General features: G+C 57.6%; 18 protein-coding genes. 7 read left to right on the forward strand and 11 right to left on the reverse strand.

Annotated elements, in window-relative coordinates; all coding sequences use genetic code 11:
- On the forward strand, positions 1–2319 hold the full coding sequence (gene yicI / locus MY052_RS00490; protein ID WP_248538022.1) for an alpha-xylosidase: 2319 nt from the start codon (positions 1–3) through the stop codon (positions 2317–2319).
- A gap of 158 nt (positions 2320–2477) precedes the next feature.
- On the opposite strand, the gene MY052_RS00495 is transcribed toward yicI, so the two are convergent.
- Both MY052_RS00495 and MY052_RS00500 read right to left on the reverse strand, forming a co-directional pair.
- Entirely contained in the window at positions 2478–4154 is a 1677-nt protein-coding gene (locus MY052_RS00495; RefSeq protein WP_248538023.1) for an AsmA family protein, read from the reverse strand.
- Between the two features lie 119 nt (positions 4155–4273).
- On the reverse strand, positions 4274–5665 hold the full coding sequence (locus tag MY052_RS00500; RefSeq protein WP_248538024.1) for a nucleobase:cation symporter-2 family protein: 1392 nt from the start codon (positions 5663–5665) through the stop codon (positions 4274–4276).
- A gap of 284 nt (positions 5666–5949) precedes the next feature.
- Between MY052_RS00500 and gltS the strand changes: the two genes are divergently transcribed.
- Positions 5950–7152 carry a sodium/glutamate symporter gene (gene gltS, locus MY052_RS00505; RefSeq protein WP_035896343.1) on the forward strand — a complete coding sequence of 401 codons (1203 nt, stop codon included), beginning with the start codon at positions 5950–5952 and terminating at the stop codon, positions 7150–7152.
- A gap of 75 nt (positions 7153–7227) precedes the next feature.
- Here the strand turns inward: gltS and glpK are convergent, their stop codons facing one another.
- Together glpK and MY052_RS00515 are read right to left on the reverse strand one after the other, a co-directional pair.
- Complete coding sequence (gene glpK / locus MY052_RS00510) at positions 7228–8736, reverse strand: glycerol kinase GlpK (protein WP_202216958.1); 1509 nt, start codon at positions 8734–8736, stop codon at positions 7228–7230.
- A gap of 21 nt (positions 8737–8757) precedes the next feature.
- Positions 8758–9606: an MIP/aquaporin family protein gene (locus MY052_RS00515; protein ID WP_035896345.1), complete on the reverse strand. Its 849-nt coding sequence runs from the start codon at positions 9604–9606 to the stop codon at positions 8758–8760.
- Between the two features lie 421 nt (positions 9607–10027).
- Here MY052_RS00515 and zapB point away from each other — a divergent pair, with 421 nt between their 5' ends.
- The 4 genes from zapB (at position 10028) to MY052_RS00535 (ending at position 13697) form a co-directional block, all read left to right on the forward strand.
- Complete coding sequence (zapB, locus tag MY052_RS00520) at positions 10028–10273, forward strand: septal ring assembly protein ZapB (protein ID WP_115073675.1); 246 nt, start codon at positions 10028–10030, stop codon at positions 10271–10273.
- A gap of 207 nt (positions 10274–10480) precedes the next feature.
- Positions 10481–11470, forward strand: a complete 990-nt coding sequence (gene sbp / locus MY052_RS00525; RefSeq protein ID WP_123651026.1) for a sulfate/thiosulfate ABC transporter substrate-binding protein Sbp — start codon at positions 10481–10483, stop codon at positions 11468–11470.
- 93 nt (positions 11471–11563) lie between these two features.
- Positions 11564–12319: a CDP-diacylglycerol diphosphatase gene (locus tag MY052_RS00530; protein ID WP_248538025.1), complete on the forward strand. Its 756-nt coding sequence runs from the start codon at positions 11564–11566 to the stop codon at positions 12317–12319.
- Between the two features lie 73 nt (positions 12320–12392).
- Positions 12393–13697 carry an SLC13 family permease gene (locus MY052_RS00535; protein WP_248538026.1) on the forward strand — a complete coding sequence of 435 codons (1305 nt, stop codon included), beginning with the start codon at positions 12393–12395 and terminating at the stop codon, positions 13695–13697.
- 116 nt (positions 13698–13813) lie between these two features.
- Here the strand turns inward: MY052_RS00535 and tpiA are convergent, their stop codons facing one another.
- The gene (gene tpiA / locus MY052_RS00540; protein WP_035895862.1) at positions 13814–14581 is read right to left on the reverse strand and encodes a triose-phosphate isomerase; all 768 of its coding nucleotides are present in this window, start codon (positions 14579–14581) and stop codon (positions 13814–13816) included.
- Positions 14582–14689: 108 nt separating this feature from the next.
- Entirely contained in the window at positions 14690–15286 is a 597-nt protein-coding gene (locus tag MY052_RS00545; protein ID WP_123651028.1) for a DUF1454 family protein, read from the reverse strand.
- Positions 15287–15396: 110 nt separating this feature from the next.
- Between MY052_RS00545 and MY052_RS00550 the strand changes: the two genes are divergently transcribed.
- Positions 15397–15828, forward strand: coding sequence for a DUF805 domain-containing protein (locus MY052_RS00550; protein ID WP_248538027.1), 432 nt, complete (start codon positions 15397–15399; stop codon positions 15826–15828).
- Here the strand turns inward: MY052_RS00550 and fpr are convergent.
- The 5 genes from fpr to spoT form a co-directional block, all read right to left on the reverse strand.
- Positions 15819–16565, reverse strand: a complete 747-nt coding sequence (fpr, locus tag MY052_RS00555; protein WP_248538028.1) for a ferredoxin--NADP(+) reductase — start codon at positions 16563–16565, stop codon at positions 15819–15821. The genes MY052_RS00550 and fpr overlap by 10 nt on opposite strands.
- Positions 16566–16660: 95 nt before the next feature.
- Entirely contained in the window at positions 16661–17671 is a 1011-nt protein-coding gene (gene glpX / locus MY052_RS00560; protein ID WP_035895857.1) for a class II fructose-bisphosphatase, read from the reverse strand.
- A gap of 68 nt (positions 17672–17739) precedes the next feature.
- Positions 17740–19821 (reverse strand): ATP-dependent DNA helicase RecG, encoded by a 2082-nt coding sequence (gene recG / locus MY052_RS00565; protein WP_202216963.1) that lies wholly within the window; start codon positions 19819–19821, stop codon positions 17740–17742.
- Positions 19822–19826: 5 nt separating this feature from the next.
- A complete protein-coding gene (gene trmH / locus MY052_RS00570; RefSeq protein WP_035895852.1) occupies positions 19827–20513 on the reverse strand; it encodes a tRNA (guanosine(18)-2'-O)-methyltransferase TrmH in 687 nt (228 codons plus the stop codon).
- A gap of 4 nt (positions 20514–20517) precedes the next feature.
- Entirely contained in the window at positions 20518–22632 is a 2115-nt protein-coding gene (spoT, locus tag MY052_RS00575) for a bifunctional GTP diphosphokinase/guanosine-3',5'-bis pyrophosphate 3'-pyrophosphohydrolase (RefSeq protein ID WP_035895850.1), read from the reverse strand.
- Positions 22633–22634: the final 2 nt, after the last annotated feature.

The raw sequence follows: 22634 nt of genomic DNA on the forward strand, positions 1-22634 counted from the left end.
ATGAAGATCAGTGATGGAAACTGGTTGACCCAGCCGGGTCTGAATTTGATTCATCCTGTTCAGGTGTTTGATGTTGAACAGCACGGGAATGAGTTGGTGGTGTACGTCGCGCCGCGTGATGTACGGGAGCGTACATGGCAGCTAGACACGCCGATGTTCACCCTTCGCTTTTTCTCCCCTCAGGAAGGCGTGGTTGGCGTGCGTATTGAGCACTTCCAGGGCGCGCTGGATAAAGGCCCGCACTATCCGCTGAACGTGCTGAAAGATGTGAAGGTACAAATCCAGAACACCACCGAGTTTGCCGAGCTGAAAAGCGGCAACCTGAGCGTGCGCGTCACCAAAGGTGAGTTCTGGTCGCTGGACTTCCTGCGCAACGGCGTTCGCATTACCGGCAGCCAGCTGAAAAACAACGGCTACGTGCAGGACAGCAACGACAGCCGCAACTACATGTTCGAGCGTCTGGACCTTGGCGTGGGTGAAACCGTTTATGGCCTGGGCGAGCGCTTTACCGCGCTGGTGCGCAACGGCCAGAACGTCGAAACCTGGAACCGCGACGGCGGCACCAGTACCGAACAGTCCTACAAAAATATTCCGTTCTACCTGACCAACCGCGGCTACGGCGTGCTGGTGAATCACCCGGAAAACGTCTCCTTCGAGATTGGCTCTGAGAAAGTCTCCAAGGTGCAGTTCAGCGTCGAAGGCGAGTATCTGGAATACTTCGTTATCGACGGCCCAACCCCGAAAGAGGTGTTGAACCGCTATACCCAATTCACCGGTCGCCCGGCGCTGCCACCGGCCTGGTCCTTTGGCCTGTGGCTGACCACTTCGTTTACCACCAACTACGACGAAGCGACGGTCAACAGCTTTATCGACGGCATGGCGGAGCGTGACCTGCCGCTGCACGTCTTCCACTTCGACTGCTTCTGGATGAAAGCCTTCCAGTGGTGCGACTTCGAGTGGGACCCGGTGACCTTCCCGGATCCGAAAGGCATGATCCAGCGCCTGAAAGACAAAGGGCTGAAGGTCTGCGTGTGGATTAACCCGTACATTGGTCAGAAATCACCAATTTTCAAAGAGCTGAAAGAGAAGGGCTATCTGCTCAAACGCCCAGATGGTTCTGTCTGGCAGTGGGATAAATGGCAGCCGGGGCTGGCGATTTATGACTTCACCAACCCGGAAGCCTGTCAGTGGTACGCCGACAAGCTGAAAGGCCTGGTGGAGATGGGCGTCGATTGCTTCAAAACTGACTTCGGCGAGCGCATCCCAACCGACGTACGTTGGTTCAACGATGCCGACCCGCAGAAAATGCACAACCACTACGCTTTCATCTACAACGAGCTGGTGTGGAACGTGCTCAAAGAAAACCTGGGCGAGAAAGAAGCGGTGCTGTTTGCCCGTTCCGCCTCGGTGGGCGCGCAACAGTTCCCTGTGCACTGGGGCGGCGACTGCTACGCCAACTACGAATCTATGGCGGAAAGCCTGCGCGGCGGCCTGTCGATTGGTCTGTCCGGCTTTGGCTTCTGGAGCCACGACATCGGCGGCTTCGAGAATACCGCCCCGGCGGATGTCTACAAGCGCTGGTGCGCCTTCGGCCTGTTCTCCAGCCACAGCCGCCTGCACGGCAGCAAATCCTATCGTGTGCCATGGGCGTACGACGAAGAGTCCTGCGATGTGGTGCGCTACTTCACCGAAATGAAGTGCCGCATGATGCCGTACCTGTATCGTCAGGCGGCGCTGGCCAACGAGCAGGGCACGCCGATGCTGCGCGCCATGATGCTGGAGTTCCCGGACGACCCGGCGTGCGACTATCTCGACCGTCAGTACATGCTCGGCGACTCCCTGGCGGTAGCGCCGGTGTTCACCGAAGCGGGCGACGTGCAGTTCTACCTGCCGGAAGGCCGCTGGACGCACCTGTGGCACAACGATGAGGTGCAGGGCAGCCGCTGGCATAAACAGCAGCATGACTTTATGAGCCTGCCGGTGTACGTACGCGACAACACCCTGCTGGCGCTGGGTAATAACAATCAGGTGCCAAACTACGCCTGGCATGAAGGAACTGCGTTCCAGCTGTTCCACCTGGAGGACGGTCGTCAGGCTGTGTGTAAAGTGCCAGCGCAGGACGGTTCAGTTATCTATACGCTGAGCGCAAAACGTCAGGGTAACGTGATTACCGTGACGGGCAACGGCAAGGCGAGCGGTTGGACGCTGTGTCTGCGCAATATCCAGCAGGTGGCTGGTGTGCAGGGCGGTACTCAGGCGGGTAGCGAGCTTGGCGTGGTGGTGACGGCGCAGGGTAATGAGCTGGTGATTACGCTGTAGTATTGAGGATGTCCCCTCTCCCCATAGGGGAGAGGGGACCGATTGTGCGGCTAGCATGTTTGGTTTTCTCCCTCGCGCCTCTTGTAGCCCGGCCAAGCGCAACGCCGCCGGGGAGGCTCCAGGTTAACCCCGGGGTCGGCGTAAACGCCTCGCCCGGGCTACTTTATCACTCCACCCTGTATCTGCTGGGTGACTTCCTGCTTATCCATATTCACCGCATGCAGCTGCCCGTTCACCGTCGGTTTCAGCGGTGCATCGGCCTGCACATTCCCGCTCGCCGTCAGCTGAATATTCCCATCGCCGGTAATCGGCAACGCTGGCCATCCCCATTGCTGGAGCACGTTCAGCGGCACGCCGCGGCCGTTCAGCGTCACGCGGGTATGGCGCTGTGGCTGCTGTGCAACGGTCGCGGTGGCCTCCAGAATGCCTTTTTCGGTAAAGGCGCTCAGCTCGGTGATGTTGACGTTCGAGGCATCGGCGTTCAGCGTCATCGACGGACGACGCACGTCGATGCGGTTAAAGGTTGCCGCCGCGCCGTTCAGCGTCGCACTGCCGCCCCAGACGCCCCACTGGCGGTTTTTCGCCAACTGAAGATTGGCGCCGTAGCCGTCCAGCGCGGTGATCTGCCATGGGAAGTCAGGGTTGATATCAATCACCAGGTTGCGGCTGGCGCCGAATTTCTTCAGGGTCACGCTTTGCAGCCACGGTGGTAGCTGTTCCATCCACAGCGTTTTCCAGTTCTCTGGCAGCGTATACTCCAGCCCGGCGACGACCGCGTCGTCCAGCACCAGGGCATTCCCGGCGCGCAGCCAGTTACCGGAACTGCGCACCATGCCGCCTTCCCAGCGCGAGGTAAACTGGCGCAACGCAATGCCCTGCGGTGAAAATTCCGCGTTGAGGATCGGGTCGAGCAGGTGCAGCGAGCCGTAGATAAACTCGCTGGCATTCATCGAAATTTTACCGTCGTCGCTCTGCCAGCCACCCTGGCTGAGGGTCAGGTTGCGCAAGTTGAGGTCGAGGTCGGTCACCGCCCAATCCGGACCTTGCAGTCGTGCATCGGTGATATCAAGACGGCCAATCTGTAACGACGGCACGGTGGTGAGCGGCGCAAGGAAATCGAGCAGCGGCTTGTCGCTCTGCATGCGGATTTCGTTAAGACGCAGATTATCCACCACCCAACTGCCGTCGCTGTTGCGCCGTGCGTTGCCGGTGAGTGAACCGCGCGCCATATCGGCACCGACGGTGGTTAAGGTGACCTCGCCGTTGTCGAGGGTGCCTTCAATCAGCGCGTTGGTGGCCGGGATGCCGTTAAGCGACAGCGAGCCTGCGCTCATCTGAATCTGGGCTTTGGTGCCCAGCACGTTTCCCGCAACCGGTGCCCAAGGCATCACGCCGCCGGAGACGCGCTGAGCGCTCAAATCCCAGCCGGTTTCCGGGCTGTTCAGCGCCATATTGCTCAGCTGCAGGCGGTCTGCGGCAAACGGCAGCGGGGCGTTAGACGGAGAAAGGTTTAGCGTGCCGTCCTGCAACAGAATGGTATCGACGTGCAGCGGGTCCGTTATCTGGCGCGAGCTCAGACCGATATCCACCGCTTTGGCAACCAGCGTCGCAGGCTTGCCGTCGCGGCCAAAGGTGACGTTTTTCAGCAGGATATGAGAAGGCGAAGAAAAGCGATGATCCATCGCGTCAAACGTCACGTGGTACGGGGTACTGTCGCTCAGCCACTGGCTAACGTGACGTGCGCCCCAGCGCGTTTGCAGTAAGAAGTAGAAGGCCAGGATCACCAGCAGCAGGGCGATCAACAGCCAGATAATGAGCTTTCCAAGAAATTTCATGATCTTCCGTCCTGAGAAGGGCACATAAACCTGTTATGCATGATTTATGCGCATTCCTCAAGGCGGGAATCGTATTATTCGATGTCAGCGGCAGTGGCGAAACCACTGCCGCGAAGGGATTACGCTTTTTCCGGCGGGAAGACCAGGTTGAGGATAATCGCGGTGATACCACCGGCAGCGATACCGGAAGAGAGCAGGTTTTTCAACCAGTCCGGCGCGAACTGCAGAATTTGTGGCTGCTGAGAGACGCCCAGACCAACCGCCAGCGACAGCGCGATAATCAGGATCGCACGACGGTTCAGCGGTTCGCGGGAGACGATACGCACGCCGGATGCCGCGATGGTACCGAACATCACCAGCGTTGCGCCGCCGAGCACCGGCTCAGGAATGTGCTGCACAAAGCCACTTACCGCCGGGAACAGGCCCAGTACGATAAGCATCAGTGCCACCACGAAGCCCACGTAGCGGCTGGCAACGCCGGTCAGCTGAATCACGCCGTTGTTCTGCCCGAAGCAAGAGTTCGGGAAGGTATTGAAGATGGCCGATACGCATGAGTTCAGGCCGTTTGCCAGCACGCCGCCTTTCAAACGCTTCATATAGACCGGGCCGGAAACCGGCTGCTCGGATACGTCGGAGGTGGCGGTGATGTCGCCAATGGTCTCGAGCGAGGTGATCATAAACACCAGCATCAGCGGCAGCAGCAGGCTCCAGTCGATGCCTAAACCGTAATACAGCGGCGTTGGGATGGTAATCAGACTGCTGTTCGCCGGGGCCGCGTTCTCTGGCAGCATGCCGAGGAACCACGCCATCAGGTAGCCTGCTGCCATGGCAATCACCAAAGAGGCGATGCGCAGGTACGGGTTACGCTGGCGGTTCAGCAGAATAATAATGGCCAGCACGATCCCTGCCAGCAGCAGGTTTTTCGGCGCGCCGAAGGTGTGGTCTGCCATCGCTGCGTAGCCGCCACCGATGGAGGTCAGGCCAACCTGAATCAGCGACAGGCCGATAATCATCACCACCACGCCGGAAACCAGCGGCGTAATCACGCGGCGCGCCAGGTGCAGCACGCGGGAGATAACCATTTCAGTGCAGCTTGCCAGCATCAGGGTGCCGAACAGCGCCGCCATCATCGTGGGTACGTCCGCGCCGCCGGTTTTCAACGCCGTGCCACCCATAATCAATGGCGCAACGAAGTTGAAGCTGGTGCCCTGAATCGACAGCAAGCCAGAACCCACCGGGCCCCAGGCTTTAATCTGAATGATGGACGCCACGCCGGAGGCGAATAACGACATGCTGATAATGTGCTGAGTGTCTTCCGCTGGCAGGCCCAGCGCCTGGCAGATGAGCAGCGCGGGGGTGATCACCGCAACAAACATCGCCAGCAGGTGCTGAAACGCGGCGAAAAGCGTCTGCGGCAGCGGTGGGCGATCTTCCAGACGATAGATTAATTCGCTGTTCTGCGAATGCGCAATCGGTTGCGCATTGGCTTGATCGAGTGTGTTAGAAGACATCTCAGAGGTAATCCCGTGGTGGAAAAGTGGCGATTTTAGCGGACTGGTTGGTAAAAGCAATCGGTTGCTTTCACTGATGACAAATTATTGCGGAAAATAGCCGTGTAAATTAAGGGGGTTTGGCGGGATAAGTTAACGAAAATGATGACAAATAGTACGTTTTTCTACCCTATTGTCCTTTTTCTTGCTTACACTTTTGCCCAACGCCTCACGAGGAGGCGTGGACGACATGGGAAATTGGTCGCGTGTGAATGAATCATACGTTTTAGTCAGGAGCTGTAATTATGTTTCATCTCGATACTTTATCGACGCTCGTTGCCGCAACGCTGGTGTTGCTGCTAGGACGAAAACTGGTTCAGAGCGTTCCCTTCCTTAAGAAATACACCATCCCTGAGCCCGTTGCGGGCGGCCTGCTGGTGGCGCTGGCGCTGCTGGTGCTGAAAAAGAGCATGGGCTGGGAACTCGACTTCGACATGAGCCTGAAGGACCCGCTGATGCTGGCGTTCTTCGCCACTATTGGTCTGAACGCCAATATCGCCAGCCTGCGCGCGGGCGGCAAGGTGGTGGGGACGTTCCTGATTGTGGTGGTGGGGCTGCTGTTGCTGCAAAACGCGCTGGGCATTGGCATGGCGAAGCTCTTAGGGCTCGACCCGCTGATGGGCCTGCTGGCGGGGTCAATCACGCTTTCCGGCGGTCATGGTACCGGGGCGGCGTGGAGCAAGCTGTTTATCGAACGCTATGGCTTTGAAAATGCAACGGAAGTGGCAATGGCCTGCGCCACCTTCGGGCTGGTGCTCGGTGGTCTGATTGGCGGACCGGTGGCGCGCTATCTGGTGAAGCACTCTTCCTCACCGGACGGGAGCCCGGAGGATCAGGAAGTGCCAACGGCGTTTGAGAAACCGGACGTGGGGCGCAGCATTACCTCGCTGGTGATGATTGAGACTATCGCGCTTATCGCTATTTGCCTCACGCTCGGCAAAATCATTGCGCAACTGCTGGCCGGTACGGCACTCGAGCTGCCAACGTTTGTTTGCGTGCTGTTTGTTGGGGTGATCCTCAGCAACGGTCTGGCGCTGATGGGCTTTTACCGCGTGTTTGAGCGGGCGGTGTCGGTGCTGGGTAACGTCAGCCTGTCGCTGTTCCTGGCGATGGCGTTGATGGGGCTTAAGCTGTGGGAGCTGGCCTCTCTGGCGCTGCCGATGCTGGTCATTTTGTCGGTGCAGGCCGTGGCGATGGGGCTGTACGCCATTTTCGTTACCTACCGTCTGATGGGCAAAAACTACGACGCGGCGGTGCTGGCGGCGGGTCACTGCGGCTTTGGCCTTGGCGCAACGCCAACGGCGATTGCCAATATGCAGGCCATTACCGAGCGTTTCGGGCCGTCACATATGGCGTTTCTGGTGGTGCCGATGGTGGGGGCGTTCTTTATTGATATCGTCAACGCGCTGGTGATTAAGCTGTATTTGATGTTGCCGATATTTGGTTGATGGTTGGTGCCGTCCCCGGCGTCGCTGCGCTCGGCCGGGCTACATTAGATTGGTAGCCCGGTCGAGGCTCAGTGCTTACCCTTCGTGATCTTCCCACGCTAACGCGCGTTTCACCGCTTTCTGCCAGCCGCTGTAGCGGTAGTTACGCTCGGTGGTTTCAATCCCCGGGCGGAATTCGCGCTCAATGACCGCTTTCTCCTGCAGCTCATCCAGGTTCTGCCAGAAGCCGACCGCCAGACCGGCCAGATAGGCCGCGCCGAGCGCCGTTACTTCGCGCACTTCCGGACGCTCAACGCGAGTGCCAAGAATGTCGGACTGGAACTGCATCAGGAAGTTGTTGGCGACCGCGCCACCGTCCACGCGCAGAGCGTGCAGACGAATACCAGAGTCTGCCTGCATCGCTTCCAGCACGTCGCGGGTCTGGTAGGCGATGGATTCCAGCGTAGCGCGAATAATATGGTTCGAGTTCACGCCGCGGGTCAGGCCGAAGATGGCACCACGAGCATACGGGTCCCAGTACGGTGCGCCGAGGCCGGTAAAGGCCGGTACCACGTACACGCCGTTGGTGTCTTTCACCTTGGTGGCGAAGTACTCGGAGTCGAACGCGTCGCTAATCAGCTTCATTTCGTCGCGCAGCCACTGAATGGACGCGCCCGCCATGAATACCGCGCCTTCCAGCGCATAGTTCACTTCACCGCGTGGGCCGCAGGCGATGGTGGTCAGCAGGCCGTGGCTGGAGGCCACCGCTTTCTCACCGGTGTTCATCAGCATAAAGCAGCCGGTACCGTAGGTATTTTTCGCCATCCCTTCTTTCACGCACAGCTGGCCGAACAGCGCCGCCTGCTGGTCACCGGCAATCCCGGCGATAGGAATACGCGTACCGCCTTTACCGCCAATGTTGGTCTGGCCGTACACTTCAGATGACTTACGCACTTCCGGTAGCATGGCGCGCGGGATATCCAGCGCATCCAGCATTTTGTCATCCCACTCCAGCGTGTTGATGTTGAACAGCATGGTACGTGAGGCGTTGGTGTAGTCGGTGACGTGAACGCGGCCCTGGGTCATTTTCCAGATAAGCCAGGTATCAACGGTACCAAACAGCAGTTCGCCGCGTTTCGCACGCTCGCGGGAGCCTTCGACGTGGTCGAGGATCCACTTCACTTTGGTGCCGGAGAAGTACGGGTCCACTACCAGGCCGGTGGCCTTTCGCACGTACTCTTCCATGCCGTCGCGCTTCAATTGTTCACAGATATCCGCGGTGCGGCGGCACTGCCAGACGATGGCGTTGTAAATCGGCTTACCGGTTTCGCGCTCCCACACCACGGTGGTTTCACGCTGGTTGGTGATACCGATAGCGGCAATCTGGTCGGAATTAATATCGGCTTTCGCCAGCACTTCGACCAGCGTGGAGCTTTGGGTTGCCCAGATTTCCATTGGGTCGTGCTCAACCCAGCCTGGCTTAGGATAAATTTGTTCGAATTCGCGCTGTGACACGCTGACGATGTTGGCGTCATGATCCATAACGACGGCGCGGGAGCTGGTGGTGCCCTGGTCGAGCGCAACGATATATTTTTTGTCAGTCATAATGAACGTTCCGTAGTCAGTTTACAGCGAAGCATTTTGTTGGTTCTGGCTGGAGGCCGCCTTCGGCTCTTCAACCTCGCAGGTGTCGCACGGCAGGTGACGACCAATCAGCTTGCGATAGCTGAACGCCCCCAGCGCTGCACCTACTATTGGCGCACACAGCGGCACCAGGAAGTAAGGAATATCTTTGCCACCGGTGAAGGCGACATCGCCCCAGCCAGCAAGCCAGGCGAACGTTTTCGGTCCGAGGTCACGCGCTGGGTTCATGGCAAATCCGGTCAGTGGGCCCATGGACGCGCCGATAACCGCAATCAGCAGGCCAATCAGCAGAGGTGCCAGTGGCCCACGCGGAATGCCGTTACCGTCATCGGTGAGCGCCAGAATCACGCCCATCAGGATAGCGGTAATCACCATTTCTACCGCGAATGCCTGCACAAAATTGATATGTGGGTTCGGGTAAGTCGAGAAAATACCGGCCAGTTCAAGACTTTCGACGCTGCCGCGCACCATATTGTGCGTGTGTTCAAAGTCGAGGAAAAGGTTGTAGTAAAGCCCGTAGACCAGCGCGGCGGCGCAGAAGGCACCGGCAAACTGAGCCACGATGAACGGCACCACTTTGCGCCCGTCGAAACAAGCGAACAGCCAAAGTGCAATGGTTACTGCCGGATTAAGATGTGCGCCGGAAACCCCTGCGGTCAGGTAAATGGCCATCGCCACGCCCAAACCCCAGATGATGCTGATCTCCCACTGGCCGAAACTTGCACCCGCAACTTTCAGCGCCGCAACACACCCCACGCCGAAAAAGATCAACAACCCGGTACCAAGAAACTCTGCGATGCACTGGCCTTTTAAGGTTGATGTTTGGCTCATAATCGGAATCCTGAAGACTAATTGATGATTATTGTGTACATGAGCGTTCGGGACACTCATGTTGCCATGTAGGCATAGTGTTAATTTATCGTTAACGAGCGTAAACGAGAAATATCGAAATCAAAATGTGTGTACCGCGTCAAGAAATGAGCGTTTTCGCGCCAAAAAATGCACGTTTTTGGAACGGAAAGTGTGAGGAGGGAAACATTCTCGTGGCTAAACATTTAACAATTTAATCAGAATGGGCGCTAACGCTCCAGGATGAGACCGAAAATTGCGGACAACCGCAATCTACAGGCTCTGGCGCTGGACAGTCGCGGCGGGGCTCCATACAATCGACTGCAAGCCGTGCGCTTATTTAAGATAAGGCGTCGCCGGGGTTCCGGGACGATATCAACGCCTTGCAAGATCAGGAGAGGTTATGACGATGTCATTAGAAGTGTTTGAGAAACTGGAAGCGAAAGTTCAGCAGGCGATTGATACCATCACGCTGTTGCAGATGGAAATCGAAGAGCTGAAAGAAAAGAACAACACCCTGGCGCAGGATGTACAGTCTGCACACCAGAGCCGTGAAGAGCTGGAGCGTGAAAACAACCAGCTGAAAGAACAGCAGAGCGGCTGGCAGGATCGTCTGCAGGCGCTGCTCGGCCGTATGGAAGAAGTCTGATTCCATTCCTCCCCGGGCAGTTTTTAACGGCCTGGGGATGTTCTTCCCTCCTCTATCTCCCCCGCTGAGTGATTTCGAGCAAACGCGCATTTCGCGTGTCTGCTTATATTTCAAAACTGCATAATCAATCTTTTTTTATTCTTTAATCATTGGTTCGATTTCTGGCACGCTAGCCTCATTACAACACAACAGATAAGAGAGCGGGCGATGAATAAGTGGGGCGTGGGGTTAACTCTTTTGCTGGCTACTACCAGCGTACTGGCTAAGGACATCCAATTACTCAACGTGTCGTACGATCCGACGCGTGAACTGTACGAACAATACAACAAGGCGTTCAGCGCGCACTGGAAAAAAGAGACCGGTGATAACGTGGTGATTCGTCAGTCGCACGGCGGCTCCGGCAAACAGGCCACTTCCGTGATTAACGGCATTGATGCCGACGTGGTAACGCTGGCGCTGGCCTATGACGTTGACGCCATTGCCGAGCGCGGCCGCATCGACAAAAACTGGATCAAACGTCTGCCGGATAACTCCGCGCCGTACACCTCCACCATCGTGTTCCTGGTGCGTAAAGGCAACCCGAAACAGATTCATGACTGGAACGACCTGATTAAACCGGGCGTTTCCGTGATTACCCCGAACCCGAAAAGCTCCGGCGGCGCTCGCTGGAACTACCTGGCAGCCTGGGGCTACGCGCTGCATCACAACAACAACGATCAGGCCAAAGCGCAGGACTTCGTGAAGGCGCTGTATAAGAACGTGGAAGTGTTGGACTCCGGTGCTCGCGGTTCGACGAATACCTTCGTAGAACGCGGTATCGGCGATGTGCTGATTGCGTGGGAAAACGAAGCGCTGCTGGCGGCGAACGAACTGGGTAAAGACAAGTTTGAGATTGTCACCCCAAGCGAATCTATCCTCGCCGAGCCGACCGTTTCCGTGGTCGACAAAGTGGCGGAGAAAAAAGGCACCACCGCGGTAGCGGAAGCGTACCTGAAATACCTCTACTCACCGGAAGGCCAGGAGATCGCGGCGAAGAACTACTATCGCCCACGTGACCCGGCTGTCGCGAAGAAGTATGAAAACGAATTCCCGAAACTGAAGCTCTTCACCATTGATGACGAGTTCGGTGGCTGGACAAAAGCGCAGAAAGAGCACTTCTCTAACGGTGGCACCTTCGACCAGATTAGCAAGCGTTAATCTCCCTTTAACGCCCGGTGATTTTACCGGGCGTTTTCTTTTGGTCATCAAACTACGTTACTCTTCCCCCTTGGTTTGATTTGGGGAGACAAAATGACAAGGTTAAAATACCTGCTGGCAGCGCTGCTAGTGTTGGTGATTGCTGCGGGAGCGGGAGGCTGGTACTGGCTACATTCCGGCAACCCGGATGCGCTGCGCCACATTGTGCTAGAGCAATGCGTGCCTAATCAGCTGAATCATCGCACCCCGGCACCCTGCGCCGACGTGAATCCAAAAGGCGGCTACGTCCTGTTCAAAGACCGTAACGGCCCGCTGCAATATCTGCTGATGCCAACCTACCGTATCAACGGCACCGAAAGCCCGCTGCTGCTTGACCCGCAAGCGCCGAACTTCTTCTGGCAGGCGTGGCAACGTCGCATGATCATGAGCGATAAACGGGGCGCGGAAGTGCCGGATAGCGCCATCTCCCTGACCATCAATTCCCGCACCGGTCGGACGCAGAATCATTTCCACATCCATATTTCCTGTCTGCGCAAAGACGTTCGCGAGCAGTTGGACGGCGATATCGCCGCCATCAGCAGCCGCTGGCTGCCGTTGCCGGGTGGCCTGATGGGGCATGAATATCTGGCGCGCCGGGTTACCGAAAACGAGCTGGCGCAGCGTAGCCCGTTCCTGATGCTGGCGGAAGAAGTGCCGGAAGCTCGTGACCATATGGGGCGTTTTGCGCTGGCGCTGGTGAAGCAAAGCGATGACTCACTGCTGCTGCTGGCGACCGAGCGTAACCTGCTGACCCTGAACCGCGCCTCGGCTGAGGAAATTCAGGATCATCGCTGCGCAATCCTGCAATAACCCCACCTAATCTGGCGTTTACCTGTCTACTCTGTCGTCGTATTCTTGGTGAAAAAAACGACAGGAGACAGGTATGTCGCTCTGGTTTACTCACCCTCTGTTCCTCCCCTCGCTGATTGTTGGCGTGACCATCCTGCTGTGGGCGACCTCGCTGCTGCCGGAATTTATTACTGCGCTGCTGTTTTTTGCTGCGGCGATGACCGCAAAAATTGCCCCACCGGACGTTATCTTCGGCGGTTTTGCTTCATCGGCCTTCTGGCTGGTATTCAGCGGTTTTGTGCTCGGTATTGCCATTCGTAAGACCGGGCTGGCGGATCGCGCCGCGCGGGCGCTCTCTTCAAGGCTCACCGACTCCTGGCTGCTCATGGTGGGTAGCGTGGTGCTGCTGAGCTACGCGCTGGCGTTCGTGATGCCGTCGAATATGGGGCGCATTGCGCTGCTGATGCCGATTGTGGCGGCAATGGCCAAACGCGCGGACATCGAAGACGGTACCCGTGCCTGGTACGGGCTGGCGCTGGCCGTTGGCTTCGGCACCTTCCAGCTTTCTGCGACCATTCTGCCCGCGAACGTGCCTAATCTGGTGATGAGCGGCGCGGCGGAAGGGGCCTACGGTATTCACCTTAACTATGTGCCGTATCTGCTGCTGCATACGCCGGTATTAGGCTGGTTGAAAGGGGCGGCGCTCGTGGGGCTTATCTGCTGGCTGTTCCCTGGGAAACCCCATCCACCGCGCGACCTGGAGCCGCTACCGCCAATGAGCGCGGATGAGAAGCGCCTGGCGTGGCTGTTGGCGGTGGTATTGACGCTGTGGGTGAGCGAAAGCCTGCACGGAATTGGGCCCGCCTGGACGGGGCTGGTGGCCGCGGTCATCACGCTGCTGCCGCGCGTTGGATTTATTAACGGCGATGAATTTGCCAGCGGAGTGAACATCCGCACCTGTATTTACGTGGCGGGGATCCTTGGGCTCGCCATTACGGTGACGCAAACCGGCATTGGTGCCGTGGTGGGTAATGCGCTGCTTCACGTTATGCCGCTCAGCGAAGACGCGCCGTTTACCAGCTTCCTCGCGTTAACCGGCATTACCAGCGCGCTGAACTTTATCATGACCGCAAACGGCGTACCTGCGCTGTATACCACCTTTGCCCAGAGCTTCTCTGATGCCACCGGCTTCCCGCTGCTGAGCGTCATTATGATTCAGGTGCTGGGTTATTCCACGCCGCTGCTGCCGTATCAGGCGTCGCCAATTGTGGTGGCGATGGCGTTAGGGAAGGTGCCTGCGCGGGCGGGGATGCTGCTGTGTCTGGCGCTGGCGGCGGTCAGTTATCTGCTGCTGTTGCCGCTGGATTATGCGTGGTATCAGGTGCTGGGGAAATTATAAAAAAACCGGCCTGATGGCCGGTTCTTCCCAGCGGCGCTACGCGTGGCCGGGCTACGGGGAACCCGATCTCCCGGACGAGGCGAATGCCGAATCCGGGGAGGTTTCGCGTGAATGTCTTACGCTTTTTTCGCCGCTTCTGCTGCTTTAACGATCACCGCGAAAGCGTCAGCTTTCAGGGATGCACCGCCAACCAGCGCGCCATCGATGTCTGGCTGGGTGAACAGCTCAGCAGCGTTGCCTGCGTTTACGGAACCGCCGTACTGGATGATAACCTGTTCAGCGATTTTCGCGTCAGCTTTAGCAATGTGGTCACGGATGAATTTGTGAACAGCCTGAGCCTGCGCTGGGGTTGCAGATTTGCCGGTACCGATCGCCCATACTGGTTCGTAAGCGATGACTGCGCCTTCGAAGGCTGCTGCGCCCTGAGTTTTCAGAACCGCGTCGATCTGGCGTGCGCAAACTTCTTCGGTTTTGCCCGCTTCGTTTTCTGCTTCGGTTTCACCGATGCACAGTACTGGGATCAGACCCTGTTCTTTCAGAATCGCGAATTTCTTAGCGATCAGCTCGTCAGATTCTTTGTGGTAGGTACGACGCTCGGAGTGGCCGATGATGATGTAGGTTGCGCCAACATCTTTCAGCATTTCAGCGGAAGTTTCGCCGGTGAATGCGCCGGACAGGTTCAGGTCAACGTTCTGCGCGCCCAGGTGGATGTGGCTGCCCGCAGCGGCGTGTTTAGCCAGATCGATGTACATTTCTGGTGGCGCGATAGCAACGCCACAACCAGCAACGCCAGCCAGTTCGGTACGCAGATTAGCAATCAGCTCGTTTACCATGTGGCGGCTGCCGTTCAGTTTCCAGTTACCCATCACTAAAGGATGTCGCATTTCGATTCTCCACGCTTATCAGCGAATTAAGGAATATGGCCGCCCGTCAGGGCAGCATGGTCTGTGAAACAGTATAGAGATTGAATGTCATGAAGGCTTTGCTTTTTATCATTTATTCTCCCCTTCAAGATTCTCAGATAGCGCCAGCTTAATCGGTTCAACGGCGAAGGTCAGCCCTTTTTCACCGTTATCTGCGACAACATAGCGCACGGCACCCTCGGTGCTGGCGAAGTAATGTTTACCTTTCCCAAGCGTAAGGAGCTTTTGCAGTTTTTGCAGGCTTTGTGGTTTGGTGAGCGTGGGGATCACGGCGCGCATCAGCGCACTCATGTATTCCAGCGCTTTATTCTTCGCCGCCTTCTGCTCTGGCCCCTGAATCGGCAGCCAGGTTATCTGAATGGACTTAATCTTCAGCGTGCCGCGCTCCAGCGCCGTGGAGGCGTAGAGGTTTTCGTTTATCTTACTAGCGGCACGGGTAATGTTGAGTTGGTCGCGGCTGGAGGTTATTGACCTGAACTCCCCAAGCTGCAGCGTCGGGTTGTCGGCGTTAAATTTTTCCCGGAACTGACTGATGGAGAGATCGAAAGCCGGCGCGCCCGATAACAGATACGGCGCCACGGCCGTAGGCGACTGCGCCGACAGCACGGACTGAGCGGCACCCAGGGTCAGGAGCCCAATCAGACACAGCGTTATCCATTTTTTCATGCTTATCGTCTCCTCTTTTACGATGACGATTAAAACGGGAACCGCCTCGCTTGTCAAAATGTGGCCGCTTCAGGGTACACTATGCGGCACAACGACAAAGGAAAGGGTACATGACTCTACAGCAATGGTTATTTTCCGGTAAAGGCCGTATTGGTCGCCGTGATTTCTGGATCTGGATTGCCATCTGGGCGGTGACGATGGTGGCGCTGTTTAGCCTTGCGGGCGGCGGGCTGGTTGACCTGCAAACCGCGGCATTTATGCTGGTCTGCCTGCTCTGGCCGACGGCGGCGGTGACGATTAAACGGCTGCATGACCGGGGCAAGTCCGGCGTCTGGGCGCTGTTGATGATTTTGGCGTGGATGCTGCTGGCGGGCAACTGGTCAATGCTGCCCGGTGTCTGGCAGTGGGGCGTAGGACGCTTTATTCCGACGCTGATTATCGTGATGATGCTTATCGACCTGGGCGCGTTTGTTGGCACCCAGGGCGAAAATAAATACGGTAAAGAGACGCAGGCCGTGAAGTACCGCGCCGATCACCAGTAGTGTTCGGCGGTCATATGGCCCGGGCGGCGGCGAAGGTGTTTGGTCATCTGTCGGGTCTCTTTCAGCAGTTGTTGAGTGTCGCGCACCATCTGCGGGTTGCCGCACAGCATCACGTGGCTGGTTTCGGCATTCATCGGCAGGCCGACCGCTGCTTCCAGCGCGCCGCTTTCAATGAGCGCAGGTACGCGCCCCGTCAGCATGCCCGGCGTGGTTTCGCGGCTGACAACCGTTTGAATACGCAGCTTACCGGCGTAACGTTCTTCCAGCGCCCGCATTTGCGGCAGATAGCTTAAGTCGGCGGCATAGCGCGCGGCGTGAACCAGCACCAGATTTTTAAAGCGCTCCAGATCTTTGCCTTCTTCCAGAATCGACAGGTATGGCCCAATGGCGGTGCCGGTTGCCAGCATCCACAGGGTTTCGCAGTCGGGAATTTCCTCAAGCACAAAGAAGCCCGCCGCTTCGCTGACGACCAGTACGTCATCGCCCGGCTTCAGCGCCGCAAGACGTGGGCTCAGCTTGCCGTCCGGTACGGTGACCAGATAGAACTCGAGATCGGGGTTATGTGGGGCGTTAACGTAAGAGTAGGCGCGCTGAACGCGCTCGCCGTCGATATCCAGCCCGAGCTTGGCAAACTGCCCGGCGGTGAACGGTTTAACCGGAGCGTGGACGGTGAGACTAAACAGTGCGTCAGTCCAGTTCTGCACTTTAACAACTTTGCCGGTAACCCAGTCAGCCATGGCCTCTCTCCCCTCAATATCGTTAGCTTATCATCACCGTGACGAGAGCAGATTTCCAGCCCGAAAGGGCTGGAAAGCTCTATTGATCAAATGATTCAGAGAATGTGACGCTGAATTTCAGTGTCTTTGCGATCGAGGTAGTGAATTGACTGAATGCGGCGAATGGTACGTGATTTTCCGCGGATCAGCAGCGTCTCGGTGGTCGCGATATTGCCCTTGCGGGTGATGCCGTCCAGCAGGTCGCCTTTGGTAATACCGGTGGCAGAGAAGATAACGTTGTCGCTGCGCGCCATGTCGTCGAGCGTCAGTACCACGCCCGCTTCAATGCCCATCGCCTTGCAGCGTTCCAGCTCGTTTTCACCGATACGGCGGTTCTCTTCGTTGTCGCCTTTGACGTGATGGCGGGCCAGCAGGCGGCCGTGCATGTCACCGTCCAGTGCGCGAATAACCGCAGCAGAGACGACGCCTTCCGGCGCGCCGCCAATGCCGTACATCACATCGACTTCGCTGTCTGGCATACAGGTCAGGATAGAGGCGGCAACGTCGCCATCAGGAATGGCAAAGACGCGCACGCCCAGTTTTTGCAGCTCAACGATAACCTCGTCGTGACGTGGTTTAGCAAGAATGGTGACGGTTAATTCGGACAGCGGTTTGTCCAGCGCGCGGGCGACGTTACGCAGGTTCTCTTCCAGCGGTTTGTTGAGATCGATAGTACCTTTCGCGCCAGGGCCGACGATCAGCTTTTCCATGTACATATCAGGGGCGTTGAGGAAGCAGCCTTTATCGCCTACCGCCAGCACCGCCAGCGCGTTTGCCTGGCCCATCGCAGTCATGCGGGTGCCTTCGATTGGGTCAACGGCGATATCTACCGCATCGCCATTACCGGTACCGACGGACTCGCCGATGTAGAGCATTGGCGCTTCATCGATTTCGCCTTCGCCAATGACGATGGTGCCGTCAATGTTGACCTTGTTGAGCATAATACGCATGGCGTTGACCGCCGCGCCGTCGGCGGTGTTCTTATCGCCGCGGCCCAGCCATTTGTAGCCTGCCAGCGCCGCCGCTTCGGTGACGCGCGAAAATTCGATAGCCAGTTCTCGTCTCATTACAAACTCGTCCAGGGAAGTAAAATTGTGCGAAGTTTAGCACAGCCCCTGTGGGGCTGCGGGTGTTGCTACGCGTTGGAATAACGTTCGGTTTCCGGCATCCAGCGTTCAATCAGGGCATTGGCCTGCTGTGGATAACGGTCGTGAATATGGCGTGCCAGGCGCTGAACTTCGGGGATCATCGCCTGATCGCGCAGCAGATCGGCGACTTTAAATTCGGCGTTGCCGGTCTGGCGGGTGCCAAGCAGTTCGCCGGGGCCGCGGATCTCGAGGTCTTTTTGCGCAATCACAAAGCCGTCGTTGCTGTCGCGCAGCACCTGCAAACGCATTTGCGCGGTTTTTGACAGTGGCGCTTTGTAGAGCAGCACGCAGTGTGAGGCCACCGCGCCACGGCCTACGCGGCCTCTGAGCTGGTGCAGCTGTGCCAGCCCCAGACGCTCCGGGTTTTCAATAATCATCAGGCTGGCGTTAGGTACGTCGACGCCCACTTCAATGACCGTGGTGGCAATCAGCAGATGCAGTTCGCCCTGCTTGAACGCCTGCATAACGGCCTGCTTCTCGGCAGGCTTCATGCGCCCGTGCACAAGGCCGATATTCAGCTCCGGCAGCGCCAGCTTCAGCTCTTCGCAGGTGGCTTCCGCCGCCTGGGCTTCCAGCAGGTCAGACTCCTCAATCAGCGTGCAGACCCAGTAGGCCTGACGGCCTTCGGTGGTACAGGCGTTGCGTACGCGGTCGATAATGTCATGGCGACGGGTATCCGGGATGGCGACCGTCGTGACCGGGGTTCGTCCCGGCGGCAGTTCATCAATCACCGACGTATCCAGATCGGCATAGGCGGTCATCGCCAGGGTGCGTGGAATCGGGGTGGCGGTCATGATCAGTTGATGCGGGTGGAAGCCCTGCTGCTGGCCTTTTTCCCACAGCGCGAGGCGTTGATGAACGCCAAAACGGTGCTGTTCATCAATGATCACCAGCGCCAGGCCGTTAAACTGCACTTGTTCCTGGAAGATAGCGTGGGTGCCGACAATCATCTGCACCTGGCCGCTGGCAATGGCCTCTTGCTGCGCCTGACGCGCCTTGCCTTTCTGCTTGCCCGCTAACCAGCCGACTTCAATGCCGAGTGGCGCAAACCAGCCGCGGAAGTTATTGGCGTGCTGTTCGGCGAGCAGTTCGGTCGGTGCCATCAGCGCCACCTGTTTGCCGTGCGCGATGGCGCGCAGCGCCGCCAGTGCCGCAACCAGCGTTTTACCGGAGCCGACGTCGCCCTGCACCAGGCGCATCATCGGTATATCCAGCGCCATATCGTGTTCAATTTCGGCCGTCACGCGGGCCTGTGCGCCGGTAGGCTTAAACGGCAGATTGGCCAGAAACTTATCTTTCAGCTCGCGGCTCGCGCTGAGAGGCTGTGCGTGAAAACGCTGCGCGCCCGCGCGTAAGGCCAGCATGCTGAGATTGTGCGCCAGCAGCTCTTCAAGGATTAAACGCTGCTGGGCGGGGTGCTTACCGGTTTCTAAATCGGCGAGCTGGAGTGACGGTGGCGGGCGATGCAGCGTGCGTAGCGCTTCCGGCAGACTCATCATCCCCTGCGCCAGTTCCGGCGGCAGCAGCTCGCTGATGGCGCAGGTATCGAGTAAATCCAGCGCCTGGTCGGTGAGCTTGCGCAGCGTCGCCTGCTTAATGCCTTCAGTGGTGGGGTAGACCGGCGTTAAGGTCTCCTGCAAATCCGGCGTGCTGAGGTCGCCCTGAACGCGATATTCCGGGTGGATCATCTCCGCGCCGTACTTGCCGCGCTTCGCTTCACCGTAGGCCAGTACGCGTCGCCCGGTGGCGAGACTGTTTTTCATCGCTGCGTTGAAGTTGAAGAAGCGCATGGTCAGGATGCCGGTGCCGTCGCTAATCTGGCAGGTCATCATCCGGCGGCCGCCGAAGGTGATATTGCAGTTCAGGACTTCGCCTTCCACGGTTACGTAGATGCCGGGAAGCAGTTCACCGATAGGATAAAGCTGGGTGCGGTCTTCGTAGCGCAACGGCAGATGCAGGAGCAAATCCTGCACCGTGTGCAGACCGATCTTCGCCAGCCGACTGCTCTGCGCGGCGCCTACGCCGGTCAATGTGTTGAGCGGAACGGCATCCAGCAGACGGCTTTGCATGGCGGTTACTCCGTAGCCTGCATAGTGGACCACCACGTGGCATCGGCTTCAATTTCGCCCTGCTCGTTGACGTGGGGATAAGGGAGGCCTTTGCGTTTGGCGACGTGTGCCAGCACCGGGTAGCCGCCTTCAAACAGCAGACGCTGCTGCTCTTCGACCGGCAGCATGCTGTTTTCGCGTTGGTACATGCCGGCGTTCTGACGCTGGCGCTGGGCTTCGTAGAGAATTAACGCAGAGGCGACGGAAACGTTGAGCGACTGCACCATGCCGATCATCGGAATGATGATGTCCTGGTCTGCGAGGGCTAACGCTTCCTGAGTGATACCGGTTTTTTCCTGCCCCATCAGAATACAGGTTGGGCGGGTATAGTCGATGTCACGGAAATCGACCGATTTGTCTGACAGATTGGTTGCCAGGATTTGCATGCCCTGGCCTTTTAAATGGCCTACCGCATCACCGATAGTGGGATGGGTTATCACCTGTACCCAGCTGTTGCTGCCTGCCGCGGATGCCATAGGGCGCATTCGGGTGCTGGGCCAGACCGCGTGAACTTCGTGTACGCCTACCGCGTCGGCGGTACGAACGATCGCCGAGACATTATGAGGCTTGTGAACCTCTTCCATGCAGACCGTCAGGTCAGGCTGACGCCTGGCGAGCATCTCACGGATACGCGCATAACGCTGTAAGTTCATAACGTTAGTTTCGGTTACGGGTGACTTTGATAACGTCAGGCATCACGCGGATTTTGCGCATGATATTCGCCAGGTGCACGCGGTCACGTGCGGTCAGGCGGATAAAGGCGCTATAAACGCGGCCATCCTTCTCTTCCGTATTCAGGCTTTGAATGTTGGACGTTGCGGTATTGATTGCTGCCGTCAGGTTGGCCAATGCCCCCTGATGGTTGAACATATCGACCTTAATCTCGGTGATAAATTCCTGCGCCGTCTCTTTGTCCCACTCAACCGCCATGAATTTCTCAGGTTCTTTCTGATAGCCGCGAATGTTGCGGCAGGATTCATGGTGAATAACTAACCCTTTACCCGGGCTAACGTGGGCGATGATCGGGTCGCCAGGGATTGGGCGACAGCATTTCGCGAAGGTGATCAGCACGCCGTCTGCGCCTTTAATCGGCAGATGGCTGTGCCCGGAGGCACCTGGTGCAGACGGTATTGCTTCACCCTGCTGGAGGTTTTTCGCCACCACCACGCTCATAGCGTTGCCCAGGCCAATTTCGGCCAGCAGGTCGTCGAGGGTGGCAAGACGCATACGGTCAAGTTCGCGCTGAACATGATCCGCCGGAATTTCCGCGAGCTTGCGGCTACCGCCCAGCGCATGGTTCAGCAGACGGCGACCCAGGCTGACGGAGTCGTCGCGCTTGAGGTTTTTCAGCATCTGACGGATTTTGGCGCGCGCTTTCGAGCTGACGACAAAATTAAGCCATGCGGCATTCGGGCGTGCGCCCGGTGCGGTGATGATTTCTACCGTCTGGCCGCTAGAGAGCGGCTGCGACAGCGGGTAAGGCTGACGGTCGACGCGCGCGCCCACGCAGGCATGGCCGATATCGGTATGCACGGCGTAGGCGAAGTCCACCGGCGTAGCGCCAGCGGGCAGTTCGACGATGCGGCCTTCCGGGGTGAAAACGTAAATCTCATCCGGGAAGAGATCGGATTTAACGCTCTCGATAAATTCAAACGAGCTACCGGCGCTCTGCTGCAATTCCAGCAGGCTTTGCATCCAGCGCTGGGCGCGGATTTGCGCGGTTGTACTGCTTTCGCCACCGTGCTCTTTGTAAGCCCAGTGCGCGGCAACACCCATCTCTGCCATTTGATCCATGTCTTCGGTACGGATCTGGACTTCGACCGGGACACCGTGTGGCCCAATCATGGAGGTGTGCAGCGACTGATATCCGTTGGCCTTTGGAATCGCGATGTAGTCTTTTACGCGACCTGGGCGCGGTTTGTACAGGCTGTGCATCTGGCCCAGTACGCGGTAGCAGGTATCCAGATCGTGGACGATAACGCGGAAGGCGTAGATATCCATGATCGAGTGAAAACGCTGCTCTTTCAGCACCATTTTGCAGTAGATAGAGTACAGATGTTTCTCGCGACCGCTAACGCGACACGGAATTCCCGCTTCCTGCAAACGCCCTTCAATTTCAGAAAGGATCTTCTGAATCATCTCTTTACGGTTACCGCGCGCGGCTTTCACCACCTCTTTAATGACGCGATAACGGTTTGGATACAGCGCTTCAAAGCCCAGCTCTTCGAGCTCGGTCTTGATGTGGTGGATACCTAAACGGTGCGCCAGCGGGCTGTAAATTTCGAGGGTTTCACGGGCGATGCGGCGACGCTTGTCCGGGCGTAATGAGCCCAGCGTGCGCATGTTGTGGGTGCGGTCGGCAAGCTTGATGAGGATGACGCGGATATCCTGCACCATCGCCATAATCATTTTGCGAAAGTTTTCAGCCTGCGCTTCTTTCTTATCGCGGAACTTGAGTTTATCAAGTTTAGAGACCCCCTCTACCAGTTCAGCAACGCTCTTACCAAAGAGCTGCTCCATGTCCTGGTAGGTGGCAGGGGTATCTTCTATCACGTCATGCAGCAGGGCGGCCATCAGCGTTTCATAGTCGAGTTTCATCTCGGCCAGAATGCAGGCTACCGCTACCGGGTGCGTGATATAGGGTTCACCGCTTGAACGTGTCTGCCCCTCGTGAGCGTCACGTGCAACGAGATAGGCCTGCCGCAGACGCTTAATCTGGTCTTCCGGCAGGTAATTTTGAATCAGCTGATTCAGGCTCTCAAACAGATACAAGG

The sequence above is a fragment of the Kluyvera ascorbata genome (assembly GCF_023195735.1).
Classification (GTDB): Bacteria; Pseudomonadota; Gammaproteobacteria; order Enterobacterales; family Enterobacteriaceae; genus Kluyvera; species Kluyvera ascorbata.